We start from the raw sequence: 13,680 nt of genomic DNA on the forward strand, positions 1-13,680 counted from the left end.
TCCGCACCGCACGCACCCGGCAGCGACTTCACCCGCCCGCCTGCCATACCGCAGGCACCCGGCGACGACTTCCACGGACCCGCGTCCACACCACACGCACCCGGCAGCGACTTCACCCGCCCGCCTTCGATACCGCAGGCACCCGGCAGCGACTTCCACGGACCCGCGTCCACACCACACGCACCCGGCAGCGACTTCACCCGCCCGCCTGCCATACCGCAGGCACCCGGCAGCGACTTCCACGGACCCGCGTCCACACCACACGCACCCAGCGGCGACTTCACCCGCCCGCCTGCCATACCGCAGGCACCCGGCAGCGACCTTCACGGACCCGCCTCGGCACCACAGGGACCCGGCGGCGAGTTCACCCAGCCGCCGTTCACACCGCAGGCGACCGATTTCCACGGGGCGCCTGGCATCGGTGGCGTACCGGAGCAATGGGATCGCGGATCGGCGGGGCCGGATCGGGCCACACATCTCGGCCCTGGATCGGCGGGATCGCAGGCCGATGAATTCGGGCGGACGGGGGCACAGGGATCTGGGACCGATGTCGCCGGGCCGCATGGCGCTGCCGCACAGCTGGATTCGGGGCAGGCGAAGCGGGATCGCGGGTTGGCCGCGCCTGGTTGGGCCGCGCACCCCGTGCCCGGGACCGCGGGTGGATCGATGGCCGCTGGTGGGCGTCATCGATTGCCGTCGGAGATCGATGCTGGTGCCGCGGGCGGAGCCGAGGCCGATGATGCCGGGCATCCGACCGATGGGCCGGGCGAACCGTTGGGTCCGTATGGGTCCGGCGAACAAGGTCGCGATGCCGTCGATGCGAGGCAATCCGCGGTAGGTGCGGATGCACAGCATGGCGATGCGGCCGGATTTGTTCAGCCGGGTCAGCACGCGCCGGGCGGCGATCAGCCGAATGATCCGTGGCGCAATGGGACCGGGTATCAGCAGCCGATGGGGCAACAACCGCCGGGGGGCGCGCCCTGGCAGGGTGGGCCCGGGTATGCGCAGCCATCGATCGGGCGGGCGCCCGAGGGCGAGCAGTGGCAGCATCCGGCGGCCCGTGGTGGGTTGGGGCAGCAGTCGCCGACCGGTGAGCCGCCTGCCGACCAATGGCAGCAGGGTCGGGGTTATGCGCCATCGCCGATGGGACAGCAAGCGCCCGTTGGGAATCCGCAGGACGGCTATCGCCAATCACCCGCCGGGGACGCACAGCCCGGTTACGGTCAGCCGCCCATTGGGGATTCGCACGCCGATTACGGCCAGCCGCCTGCTGGGGATTCGCACGCCGGATACGGCCAGCCGCCCGCTGGGGATTCGCACGCCGATTACGGCCAGCCGCCTGCTGGGGATTCGCACGCCGGATACGGCCAGCCGCCCGCGGGAGGTCGACAGGCCGGATACGGCCAACCACCTGTTGGCGGGCAACAGGCCGGATACGGCCAGCCGCCTGCCGTGCCGGGGTATGGGCAGCCGGGCGGAATGTCACAGCCATATCAGCAGGGCGCGCAGCATCCGCATGGACCGCAGCCCTCGCTCGATGATGTGCCGTTGCGGCGGGCCAAGAAGTCGCCGAATAGTGGGTGGCGCAAGGCCGTGCACCATGTCTCGGGCGGTGCGATCAATCCCGGGTTGTCCGCGGAGGAGTTGCGGCTGCAGGAATTGGTCGCGCGGATCAGGCAGCCGGTGCGCGGTGACTATCGGATCGCGGTGCTCTCACTCAAGGGCGGTGTCGGAAAGACCACGACGACAATGGGTCTCGGGTCGATCTTCGCCTCCATCCGGGGTGACCGGGTGATCGCGGTCGACGCCAATCCGGACTTCGGCACACTGTCGCAGCGGGTGCCGTTGCAGACCCGCTCGACCGTGCGTGATCTCCTGCTCGATCCCGCGATCCAGCGCTATTCGGATGTGCGCAGACATACCTCGCAGGGCACCAGCCGATTGGAAGTGCTTGCCAGCGAACGGGATCCGGCGGCATCGGAGGCATTCAACGACGAGGAGTACCGCGCGGTCGCCCGCATCCTGCAGCGGTTCTACAACATCATCCTGACCGACTGCGGTACCGGACTGATGCATTCGGCCATGGGCGGTGTGCTCGACCTGGCGCATTCGCTGGTGCTGATCTCCTCGGCCGCGATCGACGGCGCGCGCAGTGCCGCGGCGACGCTCGACTGGCTGTCCCTGCACGGCCATGACCACTTGGTCCGCAATGCGGTCGTGGTGATCAACCTGCCGCGTGAGGGTTCACCGAATGTCGGCATCCAGCAGCTGCGCGAATACTTCCTGTCACGCTGCCGCGCCGTGCACATCATCCCGTACGACTCGCACCTGTCCGAGGGCGCCGAAATCGATCTGCACCGCCTGCACAAAACCACCAAGCGCGCCTACGTCGAACTCGCCGCGACCGTAGCCGACGAATTCGCCATAGACCACCGCAGATACGGTGGCTGACCTGCTGCGTGCACTTCACCAGGACAATCGAGACGCGCGCACCTCGGCGATGGATCGGCCGCGACGGCGACGGAAGAGGCCGCGTAGGGTGCCCGCGTTCAGGTAGCCGACCTTGACGGCGATCGCCTCGATGGTCAGGGTTGTGGTGCGCAGTAGTTTGGTGGCTCGTTCCAGCCGCACCTCGTGCACGAAATCTCGTGGTGACATGCCGATTTCGGCCTGGGTGGCGCGTTGCAGGGTGCGTTCGGTGACGCCGAGGCACTGTGCCGCGTCGGCGATCAGGAACTGTTCGGCGATGTGGTCGCGAACCCAGCGCTCGAAGGCGGCGACCAGGGAGTTGTTGCGGGCGACGACCTCGGGGATCGCGCTGTCGAGCTGATTGCGCCGATCGCCGACCACCAGGTATCTGGAGGTCAATTCGGCCAGAGTCGGACTCTGCGCGGCGATCAATGACAGGGCGAGGTCGATATGGGACAGTGTGGCCGCCGCGGTCGTGAGCCGGTCCGCGCGGCACAGGATCCGGCTCTCGTCCAGGTCGATGCGCGGATATCGGCGTCGAAAGGCCGGTCCGAGCCACCAGCTCGTTGTCGCCACCGCACCGTCCAGCACGCCCGCCTCGGCCAAGTAGAAGGTGCCGGTGCATGCCGCGGCGAGGTGTGCGCCGGATTCGTAGGCGCGCGTCATCAGTTGCAGCACCGGCCGATTCGCGGACGCGGAGACCAGTCCGATCAGCCCGTCCGCATCCAGCACGCGCGAGGCGGGCACGACCATCAGACCGATGTCATCGGGCAATTCGGTCATCGGTGTCGTCTGGGCGAGAAAACCGTGCGCCGTGCGCACCTGCCCGCCGTCGGACACCATGTGCACCCGCCAGGGTTCGGGCGCCGTGTCCAGTTCACCGCGTAGCCCATTCGCGGTGGCGAAGGTCTCCAACACGGCGGTGAGTCCGAGATCGGCAACGCCGTCCTGTACGAAGACCGCAACATCCATGTCGCAAACAGTACTGAATATGTCGTTTCCGACACTCGGATCCGCGGAACAAGCGCCCTAGTCTCGTAATACTTATCCGTCCTGCCCCGCGGAGTTCCCATGACGCTCGTCGAAACCTACGGCATCCACCACGTCCGCCTGACCGTGACCGATCTCGAGCGGTCCAAGGCGTTCTACCGGGATGTGCTCGGCTTCCATATCGCCGCGGAATCACCGGGCAGCCCCGACGATCCGCAGGTGCGCACCGATCCCACCCAGCTCTACGGCGGCGTCGTCTTCCAGACGAATGGAATGCTTTTCGGGCTGCGTCCGGTGGCCGCACCTACCGACCGGTTCGACTCCGAGCGCGTCGGACTCGACCATCTCAGCTTCAACGTGACATCGGTGGACGATCTGACGCGTACCGAAACCCGGTTGTCCGAGGCCGGAATCGAACACGGGGAGATCATCCGGCTCGAGGCATTCGGTATCGCGATCCTATCGTTCAGCGATCCCGACGGTATCCACCTCGAGCTCACCGCACCGCTGTGAACGCCCCCGCGCACTGCGGTAACCCGATATTCCGTAGCCGCCCGACACTGGTCCACACGACCGCGGGCGCCGCACTGCCGAGCACCGGCGAATTACTGTGCGCGATGAGCGGTCAGCAGGTGCGCGGACATGTGTGTCAGTGGTCGCGCGATCTGGTCCGATTGCATCGCATCCGGCGCGAGCGTCCGCAGTCCACCGCGGTAATCGACTGTCTGCGAATCGAACTGGTCGCCAATATCAATGCCTGGGCGTTCGAGCACCTGCCGGGCCGATCCGCCGATCTCCTCGACACCAAACTCGGCGACACCATCGATCGCATCGCGGCCACCGCCGATCGCGCGTTCCACCTGCTGATGACCGAGGAGCTGTCCGGGGAACACATGCGTGTGGCATGGACGCGACTGGCCGAACTGGCAATCGCCTACGGTGACTTGGTCCGTCAGGCCGAGAGCGGGCGGTGGTGCCTGTCCCCGCACACCCGACGCCGCTGAGCTGTCGATGCACGGCACACCGAATCGGCAAGGGGCCGTGGCCGGTCCATCGGGAACTGCCACGGCCCCTCGTCAACCCGGGTCGTCACCACTCCGGGAGTCGCCGCCGGCCCGCGAGTATGTCGCGCACCAAATCGTCATAGGCATCGGCCAATTCGGCGAGATGGTGCCACGCGCTGTGCAACTGGTCGTCGTGGGCGTCCAGTGTCATCAACGCGTGGTGGGCGCGCACCGACGATTCCGCGATCCGGTCGATGACCGAGCCGACGGTTTCGGTGTGTAGCGTCGCGCCGAGCCGATGCTGCGGCACACTGCGCGCCACCCAATCGTCGATGGCCATGACCAATTCGACTCTGCGACGCTCGATTTCGAGAATCGTCGCCTGGTCGGTCGACACCGAACCACCGCGGCCGACGAGTCGTCTCTCGTGCAGCACCGCGAGGTCACGGGCGAACCAGAGGAGCGGGCCACCGACAACTCGGTGACCGCGGCACGCGCGAACGAGTAGATCCGAGGTCGGCAGCAGTCCGGGAGTCAGGGACTGCACCGTCGAATCGACACACCGCGATGTGCCGGGAAGAGCCATCACAACCGTAGATGAATCCGAACCTGCCACGTTGCCTCGCCGTCATCGCCGCACAACACCTGCTGGATCAGGACGTTCATTACAATAAACCTCTGAAGGCACCTGTCAAGCGTTACCCGGCCGTAGGGAGTCACGAAGAGTACACTTCGTTACCTGCACGACTGACCGAGGAGCAAGATGGCGGACGGTCCGACGTATCACCGGATCGCAGACCTCCTCCGTGAGGAGATCCGCGCAGGCAAGTGGAATCCGGGTGATCGGTTGCCCAGCTATACCGAGCTGGCCGATCAAATGCAGGTTTCGATCACCACCGCGCGCAATGCCATTCAGGTGCTCGTCGCCGAGAATCTGGTCTACACAGCCACTTCCCGCGGCACCATCGTGCGAAACCAGGAAGTGCTGGAATCGGTGCTCACCGACCATATTCGCCCGGATCGACCGCAGTCGCCCCATGACATCTTCGAAGAGATCGCCCGCGCGGCACGCCGCGAGCCGACCAAGGAATTCAGCGCCAAGATGGAACCGGCGAGTCCGGAGGTGGCGCACTGGCTCGGTGTGCCGGAGGACTCCTGGGTATTGGCCAGGACGGTTGTCCAGTATCTCGATAACGAGCCGTGGTCGTGGGAGGTGAGCTTCTATCCACGGGACTTGGCGGAGGCGACCGGCATCGATTCGCCGCACGATATTCCGGAGGGCACGACACGCAGACTCGCGGACCGCGGACAAGCCGAAACCGCACATCGCGACACGCTCGTCGCCCGCCCGGCCAGCGCGGAAGAGGCGATCGTGCTCGGCGTCGCGACCGGCACCATCCTGCTGGATCACCTGCGCATCGGCGCCAACCACGAGCGCATCACCCGGGCCACACGGCACCGCTCGATCGCGACCCGCAACCGGCTCGCCTACGAATTGGGCGACGACGCGGGCATCGGCCTCATCCGACACACCCTCGGCATCTCCTACGGGCCGGGTATCGCCTTGCCATGAAAAACGTTTCGCCATGAATACGGTGTTGTCATGACTACCGTGATCCGCCGGGCATCCCTCAGTGATCTCGGCTCGATCTGCCGCCTGCGGATTCAGCGCACCGCCTGGCTGACCGCCCGTGGCTCCGATCAGTGGACCGTGGCCAGTCGCGGCCGGCCGATCGAGATCTTCGCCAGTGCGGTCGGCCGGTCGCTGGACGCGGGGGAAACCTGGATCGCCGAGGTGGACGGTGAACCGGCCGGGACGATCACCGTCAACGACCAAGCCGACCCGGGGCTCTGGTCACCGTGGGAACTGGCCGACGCGGTGGTCGTGCACTACATGATCGTCGACCTGCGCTTCGCCGGTCAGCGCATCGGCCACCGACTACTGGCCCACGCGGCATCGCTCGCGCGCGAGCAACAGCGCCACTGGGTCCGGCTCGATGCCTGGACCACCAATACCGATCTGCACGACTACTACCGCCGAGAAGGCTTCCACCTGGTCAGGATCGCGGGACCGGTCTCATCCGGCCCGTCCCAGGCCCTGTTCCAACGCCGCTCCGACAGCTGGACATTCGAGCCGATGACACCCGTGCTGACGCGGATACCGGAGCCGCTGCCCGGGTTCGAGGCTCACAGCGGCGGCAGATAGGCGATCTGCACCATCTCCTGACCTCGGTTGCGCGACACCAGAATGCCGCGGCCGGGCGGCAGTTTCATCGGGCGGACATCGCCGATCAGCTTGCCCTCGTCCTTGGGGCCGCTCATGATCAGCGCGTCGACGGAAAGGTTCTTCATACCGCCGAGCACATTGTCGTAGAGCGCGCGCGAGACCCCGCCGGTGCGCCGGGTGACGACCACGTGCAGACCGATATCGCGAGCTTGCGGCAGGTATTCCAGCAGCGGGAGCAGCGGATTGATGCCCGCGGTGATCATGTCGTAATCGTCGACGAGCAGGTAGATCTCCGGTCCGGTCCACCAACTGCGTTCGCGCAGCTGCTGCGGGGTGATATCGGAGCCGGGGATGCGCTTGGACATATATCTGGCGAGTTCGTTGACCATCGGGCCGCAGGTCTGCGATGAGGTGGAGTAGCCGCCGAGATGGGCCTCATCGACCACGCCGAGCAGGCTGCGGCGGTAGTCGATGAGAATGATCTTCGCCTGCTCCGGGGTCGCGTTCTCGGTAATGCCCATGGCGATATTGCGCAGCAGCGTCGTCTTGCCGCATTCCACATCGGCGAAGGCCATGAAGTGTGGTTCCTGGCCGAAATCCAGGACGAACGGGTCCAATTCGTTCTCGCCGAGTCCGACGAGGATCTTGGTCGGCCCGAGTTCGACCTCGTGTCGGCGCGCGATCGCCACGACCTCCTCGCGGCCGATCTGCTGCGGCAGCATGCGCACCTCGGGGGCCCGTCGGCCGGGGTAGAGCTGCTGCATCTGGTCTCTGGCCTGGGCCGCGCCCTCGGCCAGGGTCTGCGGATCGGAATCGGAATCCAGCCTGGGCAGCGCGATGAGCATATGCAGTTCATCGGGGGTCAGACCGCGGCCTGGACGGCCGACCGGGACCAGCGCCGCGGTGCGCCTGCCCATTTCGGAGTCCGTCGGATCGCCGAGGCGCAGCTCCACCCTGGTGCCGATCTGGTCCTTCACATTGGGGCGGATCTCGCCCCAGCGGGCGGCGCCGATGATCAGGTGGATGCCATAGGAGAGCCCCTGTGCCGCAATGGCGGTGATCTGCGGTTCGACCGCGTCGAACTCCTCGCGCATGGCCTGCCAGCCGTCGATGACCAGGAAGACATCGCCGAACTGGTCCGCGGCCAGCGGATCGTTCGGATCGGCCTGGGTCCCGTTGATGAGCCTGGCCTCCATCTGGGAGTACTTGCGGCGGCGGAACTCGACCATGGACTCGATACCGAGTGCGGCGAAACGCTCCTCGCGCTGGCGCATCAGGGTGGTCAGCTCGGCGACGGTACGCCGCACCCGATCGCCGTCGAGACGGCCGGCGACCGAGCCGACATGCGGCAGACCGGACAGACCGGCGAGACTGCCACCACCGAAATCGAGGCAGTAGAACTGCACCTGTTCGGGGCTGTGGGTCGCGGCTGCGGCCATGACGATGGTGCGGATGGCCGTGGACTTGCCGGACTGCGGACCGCCGACGACCGCGACATTGCCCTGCGCACCTGCCAATTGGATGGTCAGCACGTCACGGCGCTGTTCGTAGGGCTTATCGATGATGCCGATCGGCATCCACAGCTGACCGTGCCGGTTGACCGGGGAACGCCAATCCGGATCGGGCAGCAGCATATCCACCGTCGGCGACTCGTCCAGCGGCGGCAACCACACCTCGTGCGCCGGACGGCCATGTCCGGTGAGGCGTTTCACGACCACCTCGAGCAGCGTCTCGGGGACGCCCCCGCTCTGCGGTTCCTCCTCCGGCTCGGCTCCCGGCGGCGGTGGCAGATCGGGCAGCTCCATGCGCACCGGCTGCGGTCGCTCCTTGACCTCGACCGGCGCGGCCGTGAACACCGTCGGCGACTGACCGCCGACCACCCGGCCGTCCACCTGCCTGCTACCGCTCGGCGAGACATACGGGCCGGACACATAGGTCGCGTTGAACCGCAGCGGATCATCGGCATCGCTCTTGAGATAGCCGGAGCCGGGGATGCCGGGCAGGTGATAGGCATCGGTGATGCCGAGCACCGCGCGGGATTCGTTGGCCGAGAAGGTGCGCAGACCGATCCGGTAGGACAGGTGCGAGTCGAGACCGCGCAGCTTGTTCTCCTCCAGTCGCTGCGAGGCCAGCAGCAGGTGCACGTGCAGTGAGCGGCCGAGGCGCCCGATCATGACGAACAGATCCGCGAAATCCGGCTTCTGCGAGAGCAATTCGGAGAACTCGTCGACGATGACGAACAGTGCGGGCAACGGGTCCAGTGCGACACCCGCCGCGCGCGCCTTCTCGTAATCGGTGACATTGGCGAAATTGCCCGCGGCGCGCAGCAATTCCTGGCGGCGGTTCATCTCACCGGCCAGCGCGTCCTTCATGCGGTCCACCATCGAGAGTTCTTCCTCGAGGTTGGTGATGACCGCGGCGACGTGCGGCAGGGAGTCCAGGCCGAGGAAGGTGGCGCCACCCTTGAAGTCGACGAGCACCAGGTTCAGCGCGTCCGGTGAGTGCGTGGTCACCATCGAGAGCACCAGCGTGCGCAGGAATTCGGATTTACCCGAACCCGTTGCGCCGATGCACAATCCGTGCGGACCCATACCGCTCTCGGCGGATTCCTTGATATCGATTTCGACCGGGGTGCCGTCCGGGGTGACGCCGATCGGCACGCGCAGCCGCTCGCGGGCGGTGCGCGGACGCCACACCTTCGACGGTTCGATCTGCGCGGCATCCGGAATCTTGAGCAGCGCCATCAAACCGGGATCGGTCCTGGTGTCGTCACCGAGGCTGACGATCTGTGCGGCCGTCGCGATCCGGAACCGGGCCAGGCTGCGGGCGAAGGCCTCGGCCTCGGCCGCACTCACCACATCGGTGGCGGCGAATTTCTCGGTGCCCGCAGCACTTTTCGCGCTCACCTCACCGTCACCGACCACCAGTTGCAGTCCGCGCCGGGCGGCGAGGCCGTTCTCCGGGGCGGTCAGATCGAGCACGGTGACCGAGTCCAGGCCGGATTCGCTGATCAACCGCTCGGTGCCGTTGACGTAGCCGTCATCGATGATGACCACCAGATGCAACCGGCCCTGTGTCGGTTGCGGATTGCGCATGAACCGGCCGCGCTCGAGCAGTTCCGAGGCGAGTGCGGTCTCTAGTTCGGCCAGCGATCCGTACATCATCCTGGCCGAGCCCATGCCGTCGCGGACGATCGGATGTTGCAGGTGCGGCAGCCATTTCGCCCATGCCCAGGCCGGACCGTCGGGATCGGCGCAGACGATGGCCACCGCGACGTGGTCGGGTCCGTGAAATGCGGTGAGCTCCATCAGCATCGAGCGCGCGAGCATCCGGGCCGCCGCGGTATCGCCACCGAGATTGATGGCCGGGAAGGCGCGCAGCGATACCGCGGTCGGCAGCTGGTGCACCACCGAATGGGTACGCACGAAACGGCGCAGCGCCACGGTGGAGACCGGCTCCAGATCCTCCAGCGGTCCGGTCTCCGGGCGGGCCAGCTTCGTCGCCAATCGGTGGCTGCCGACCCCGACCCGCACATGTCCGAAGTCCGGATCGTTCGGGCGACGTTCCCACATCCTGCGGGTGCCGATCACCGACGGCAGATCGATCGGTTCCGGATGACTCCAGGACAGCGACTCCAGCTGCTTGGTACCGGTGCGGCGGACATCCTTGCGCATCTGGTCCAGATATCGGAAGTAGTCCTTACGTTCCTCGTTGAGCTCGCCGGCGCCCTTGGGGCCGTTGCCCCGCATGCCGAGCATCATGCCGCCCATCGACATGAGCATCATCATCGGGAACATCAGCATGAACGGGTTGGCGAGCAGGTTGCGACCCATCATCACCATCATCGCGATCATGCCGGCGACGGCGAACACCATGATCACCGGCATTACCTTCATGATCAGCGGTCCGGGTAGTGCCCGCTGGATCTCCGGCGGCGAATTCAATGCCACCTCGCCGCCCGGCGCACGCGGCGGGGCGATGCGGGGGCGGCGCACGAAACCTTCGGTAACCATGGGTCCTCTACAGCTCTGTTTCGGAGTCGAGGTCGGCGGAGCCACGCGAGCGCCGGAACGGAATCGACAGGGCCGCACCGAGTCCCAGCACGATCAGGCAGGTGACCGAGCCGATGACCGCGACGCGACGCGGCAGTGGATCGGGTCCGGCCGGATGTACCGGGGCCGCCATGACACGTGGGGTGTCCGCGCCGACGCCGATCGGCTTATCCGGCAGCTGCGCGGTGAGCGCGGCCAGCGGATCGATCAGGCCGTGTCCGACCCGATCGTCGCGGCCCGGACCGGGCGCGTGCGCGGTGCGGGTGATCCGCTCGATCACCTGTCCGGCGGTGAGCTCCGGGAATCGGGACCGAACCAGTGCGGCCAGCCCGGCGACATAGGGTGCGGCGAAGCTGGTGCCTTGAATGGATCCGGTGCCCTCCTGGGTGATCGCGCCATTGACCAGTCCGGTGCCGCCCGGCTTATTGTCGAGCGAGACGATATTGCGTCCGATGGCGGCCGCGCCGACCCACGGACCGTGCAGGGACAGTGCCGAGGGCGAGCCGTTCGGATCGATGGAGGCGACCGTCAGCACGTAGGGCTGGAACCAGGCCGGACTCGCGATGGTCTGCACGCTGTTCCAGCCCGAACCATCGTTCTGCTTCTCGCACGCGCCGCCGTTCTCCACATTGCCCGCCGCCGCGACCACCACCACATTGTGGTCGTAGGCGTACTTCACCGCGGCGCCGAGCGGAACGTCGGCGGTATCGGTTCCCACTGCGCTGCACGAGACTTCGGAGATATTGATGACGGTCGCGCCCATATCGACGGCGCGGACCACCGCGGCGGCCAGCGCCAGCACACTGCCGTAGCCGGAGCGCACCATGGCATCGGGCGGCTGATCGCCGCCCGCCCGATCCTTGCGCTCATAGTGCGTGCTCAGCTGGCGGATGCTGAGGATCTCGGCATCGGGTGCGACGCCGACGAAAGCGTCATCGGGGCTCGGCCGTGCGGCGATGATGCCAGCGACCAGGGTGCCGTGACCGTCACAGTCGGCGGTGCCGTCGGAATCGGAGACGTAGTCGCCACCGGCCTGTAGCGCGGGCAGGCGCGGATGCCGATTCACACCGGTATCGATGACCGCGACCTTCTGTCCGGCACCGCGACTGAACTGCCAGGCCGCTGGCAGATCGAGCACGCGCTGCGGCAGCGGCGGCTCCGCCGGGGCGCCACCGATGAGCGACAGTTCGGCGCAGACGACCTTCTGCTCGGTCGGCTCCAAGGGCGCGGGCCGCCCGCTGAGCGCCTGTGCCGGTCCGAGCGCACCCGCATCGATCGTCGGCGGTGGGATCGCGCCAGCGGGTGCGAATGAGCCGAGGACCGCCGCGCCGAGAACTGCGGCGGCGCAGGTGATTCCGGTCCTGCGCCGCCAGCCGGGCGTGCTCGCCCGAGCCGTCATAGGTTTCTGGCCATCGAATACACGCCCATGATCCACAGCACCAGCGGGATCACCGCGACGATCAGCAGATATTCGATGATCTCCATGGCCCGCCGGGTCACCGGCGTCACCTCGAGGTGCGGGCCGATCACGCCGAACACCACCACCGCGGCGGCCAGGGCCAGCAGCAGTACACCCGCCAACAACAGCAGATCCGAATCGCCGAGGGCCAGGCCGGTGATCAGGCCGATGACGATGACGGCTCCGCCCGCGATCAGCGCGCCGGCCTGCACCAGGTCGGCGAAGGAGCGGCCGCGCAGACTCACGATCACCGCGGCGATGACCGCGAGGGTAATCCCTTGCCAGCGTGCGGATCCCAGCGGATCGGCGGCGCCGAGCGCACCGACCGCCGCGGCGATGGCACAGGCGATGAGCATGCCGGTCTGGTACTGATTGGCGGCCCTGGCGCGCTCACCGAGGCCGGCCGCCGAGGGCAGCGCGGTGGCGCCGATCGCGCCGATGCCCTCGATGGTGGGGCGCGGTTCGTGATCGGCCGGATCGATCGCACCGCCCGCGGTCGGCACCGGCGGAATCGGCAGCCGGGCCAGCACCGCGGCCAGCCGCGGCACCGCGGAGATCAAGGTGATCGCCACCACCAGGATCGCGGCGGAGATCTTCGGCAATTCGAAGTCCCAGACCATCCGGCACAGCGCGGCGATACCGCCGAAGAGCGCGACGGTCACCGCGGCCGATGCCAGCGCGGCACCGGTCGCGGTGGCGCGGTAGATCACCGCCGCGGCCACCAGCGTGACCGAGCAGCCGAGCAGCAGATGTGGACTGCCGAGTTCGCCGGGCACGAAAAGCGCTGCGCCACCGAAGAACAACAGCAATGCGCACAACGACAACCAGGTGGCGGTCAATTGGTCGGCGTACCTGCGCGCGGCGATCGCCGCGGCGACCGCGGCGACAATGGCGACGCCGGTCGCGAGGAACGGCGCGGCGAGACCACCGCCGTGCGCGCGCCCGGCGCCGAGCAGCAGCACCGCGAGCAGCACCGCCGATACCGCGGCGACCAGACCGGTCCAGCGTGCCGCATTCGGCGACCAGCCGCGGAAATCGGCCGCGGTGAGCCGGGATACGGCATCGATGACATCGTCGAAGAGCGCGGGCGATTCCTTCGCGGTGACCGAGCGCAGCACCAGCAGCTCACCGTCGTACACCTCGGCCTCGGTGAGGCTGCGGCTCGGCGCGATGGCGTCACGGCCCAGGCGGGCCAGCGTCCAGTGTTCGGTATGCAGCGGGGTGCCGCCGTCGTCGCTCTCCACCACATCGGGATTGCGGGATTCGATCAGGGCGACCAGATCACCGATAAATGTGGCGATCGGCACCGTCGCCGGCAGCCCGACATCGAGCTGGGTATTTCCACCGATCACCGAGACTCGGCACAGTTCTGGTTCGGCGGCGCGAGTGCCGCCACTCATCGGCTCGGTCAATTGCGCGCCGACCCCAGCTCTTTACCGAACGATCCGAACACTTGCGCCCAGTCCCCTACTTGTCGAA

The 13,680-nt window shown here is 67.3% G+C and carries 10 protein-coding genes; 5 read left to right on the forward strand and 5 right to left on the reverse strand.

Annotated elements, in window-relative coordinates; translation table 11 throughout:
* The first annotated feature begins 1,143 nt into the window (after positions 1–1,143).
* Positions 1,144–2,451, forward strand: a complete 1,308-nt coding sequence (locus ACQP0C_RS36985) for an AAA family ATPase (RefSeq protein WP_433734760.1) — start codon at positions 1,144–1,146, stop codon at positions 2,449–2,451.
* A gap of 15 nt (positions 2,452–2,466) precedes the next feature.
* On the opposite strand, the gene ACQP0C_RS36990 is transcribed toward ACQP0C_RS36985, so the two are convergent.
* Positions 2,467–3,441 carry a GlxA family transcriptional regulator gene (locus ACQP0C_RS36990; protein ID WP_433727734.1) on the reverse strand — a complete coding sequence of 325 codons (975 nt, stop codon included), beginning with the start codon at positions 3,439–3,441 and terminating at the stop codon, positions 2,467–2,469.
* A gap of 99 nt (positions 3,442–3,540) precedes the next feature.
* On the opposite strand from ACQP0C_RS36990, the gene ACQP0C_RS36995 reads away from it, so the two are divergent.
* Together ACQP0C_RS36995 and ACQP0C_RS37000 are read left to right on the forward strand one after the other, a co-directional pair.
* Positions 3,541–3,972: a VOC family protein gene (locus tag ACQP0C_RS36995; protein ID WP_433727736.1), complete on the forward strand. Its 432-nt coding sequence runs from the start codon at positions 3,541–3,543 to the stop codon at positions 3,970–3,972.
* A complete protein-coding gene (locus ACQP0C_RS37000; RefSeq protein ID WP_433727738.1) occupies positions 3,969–4,463 on the forward strand; it encodes a DUF4254 domain-containing protein in 495 nt (164 codons plus the stop codon). Before ACQP0C_RS36995 ends, ACQP0C_RS37000 begins: the two co-directional genes overlap by 4 nt.
* A gap of 85 nt (positions 4,464–4,548) precedes the next feature.
* On the opposite strand, the gene ACQP0C_RS37005 is transcribed toward ACQP0C_RS37000, so the two are convergent.
* Positions 4,549–5,010 carry a DUF4254 domain-containing protein gene (locus ACQP0C_RS37005; protein ID WP_355183731.1) on the reverse strand — a complete coding sequence of 154 codons (462 nt, stop codon included), beginning with the start codon at positions 5,008–5,010 and terminating at the stop codon, positions 4,549–4,551.
* 216 nt (positions 5,011–5,226) lie between these two features.
* Here ACQP0C_RS37005 and ACQP0C_RS37010 point away from each other — a divergent pair, with 216 nt between their 5' ends.
* Positions 5,227–6,036 (forward strand): GntR family transcriptional regulator, encoded by an 810-nt coding sequence (locus tag ACQP0C_RS37010; protein WP_433727740.1) that lies wholly within the window; start codon positions 5,227–5,229, stop codon positions 6,034–6,036.
* A gap of 30 nt (positions 6,037–6,066) precedes the next feature.
* Entirely contained in the window at positions 6,067–6,669 is a 603-nt protein-coding gene (locus ACQP0C_RS37015; RefSeq protein ID WP_433727743.1) for a GNAT family N-acetyltransferase, read from the forward strand.
* Here the strand turns inward: ACQP0C_RS37015 and eccCa are convergent.
* The 3 genes from eccCa to eccD are packed head-to-tail and all read right to left on the reverse strand — an operon-like array spanning position 6,651 to position 13,601.
* A complete protein-coding gene (eccCa, locus tag ACQP0C_RS37020) occupies positions 6,651–10,703 on the reverse strand; it encodes a type VII secretion protein EccCa (protein ID WP_433727745.1) in 4,053 nt (1,350 codons plus the stop codon). The two genes, ACQP0C_RS37015 and eccCa, sit on opposite strands and share 19 nt — an antisense overlap.
* 7 nt (positions 10,704–10,710) lie before the next feature.
* Positions 10,711–12,141 (reverse strand): type VII secretion-associated serine protease mycosin, encoded by a 1,431-nt coding sequence (gene mycP / locus ACQP0C_RS37025; protein ID WP_433727748.1) that lies wholly within the window; start codon positions 12,139–12,141, stop codon positions 10,711–10,713.
* The gene (gene eccD, locus ACQP0C_RS37030) at positions 12,138–13,601 is read right to left on the reverse strand and encodes a type VII secretion integral membrane protein EccD (RefSeq protein WP_433727750.1); all 1,464 of its coding nucleotides are present in this window, start codon (positions 13,599–13,601) and stop codon (positions 12,138–12,140) included. The genes mycP and eccD overlap by 4 nt, the downstream gene beginning before the upstream one ends.
* Positions 13,602–13,680: the final 79 nt, after the last annotated feature.

This window comes from Nocardia sp. CA-129566 (genome assembly GCF_050956075.1).
Taxonomy (GTDB): domain Bacteria; phylum Actinomycetota; class Actinomycetes; order Mycobacteriales; family Mycobacteriaceae; genus Nocardia.

Excerpts from the sequence above, each read along its gene's own strand:
- ACQP0C_RS36985 (WP_433734760.1), top strand. The coding sequence starts at position 1,144 with ATGGGACAGCAAGCGCCCGTTGGGAATCCGCAGGACGGCTATCGCCAA.
- ACQP0C_RS36990 (WP_433727734.1), bottom strand. The coding sequence starts at position 3,441 with ATGGATGTTGCGGTCTTCGTACAGGACGGCGTTGCCGATCTCGGACTC.
- ACQP0C_RS36995 (WP_433727736.1), top strand. The coding sequence starts at position 3,541 with ATGACGCTCGTCGAAACCTACGGCATCCACCACGTCCGCCTGACCGTG.
- ACQP0C_RS37010 (WP_433727740.1), top strand. The coding sequence starts at position 5,227 with ATGGCGGACGGTCCGACGTATCACCGGATCGCAGACCTCCTCCGTGAG.
- ACQP0C_RS37015 (WP_433727743.1), top strand. The coding sequence starts at position 6,067 with ATGACTACCGTGATCCGCCGGGCATCCCTCAGTGATCTCGGCTCGATC.
- eccCa (WP_433727745.1), bottom strand. The coding sequence starts at position 10,703 with ATGGTTACCGAAGGTTTCGTGCGCCGCCCCCGCATCGCCCCGCCGCGT.
- mycP (WP_433727748.1), bottom strand. The coding sequence starts at position 12,141 with ATGACGGCTCGGGCGAGCACGCCCGGCTGGCGGCGCAGGACCGGAATC.
- eccD (WP_433727750.1), bottom strand. The coding sequence starts at position 13,601 with ATGAGTGGCGGCACTCGCGCCGCCGAACCAGAACTGTGCCGAGTCTCG.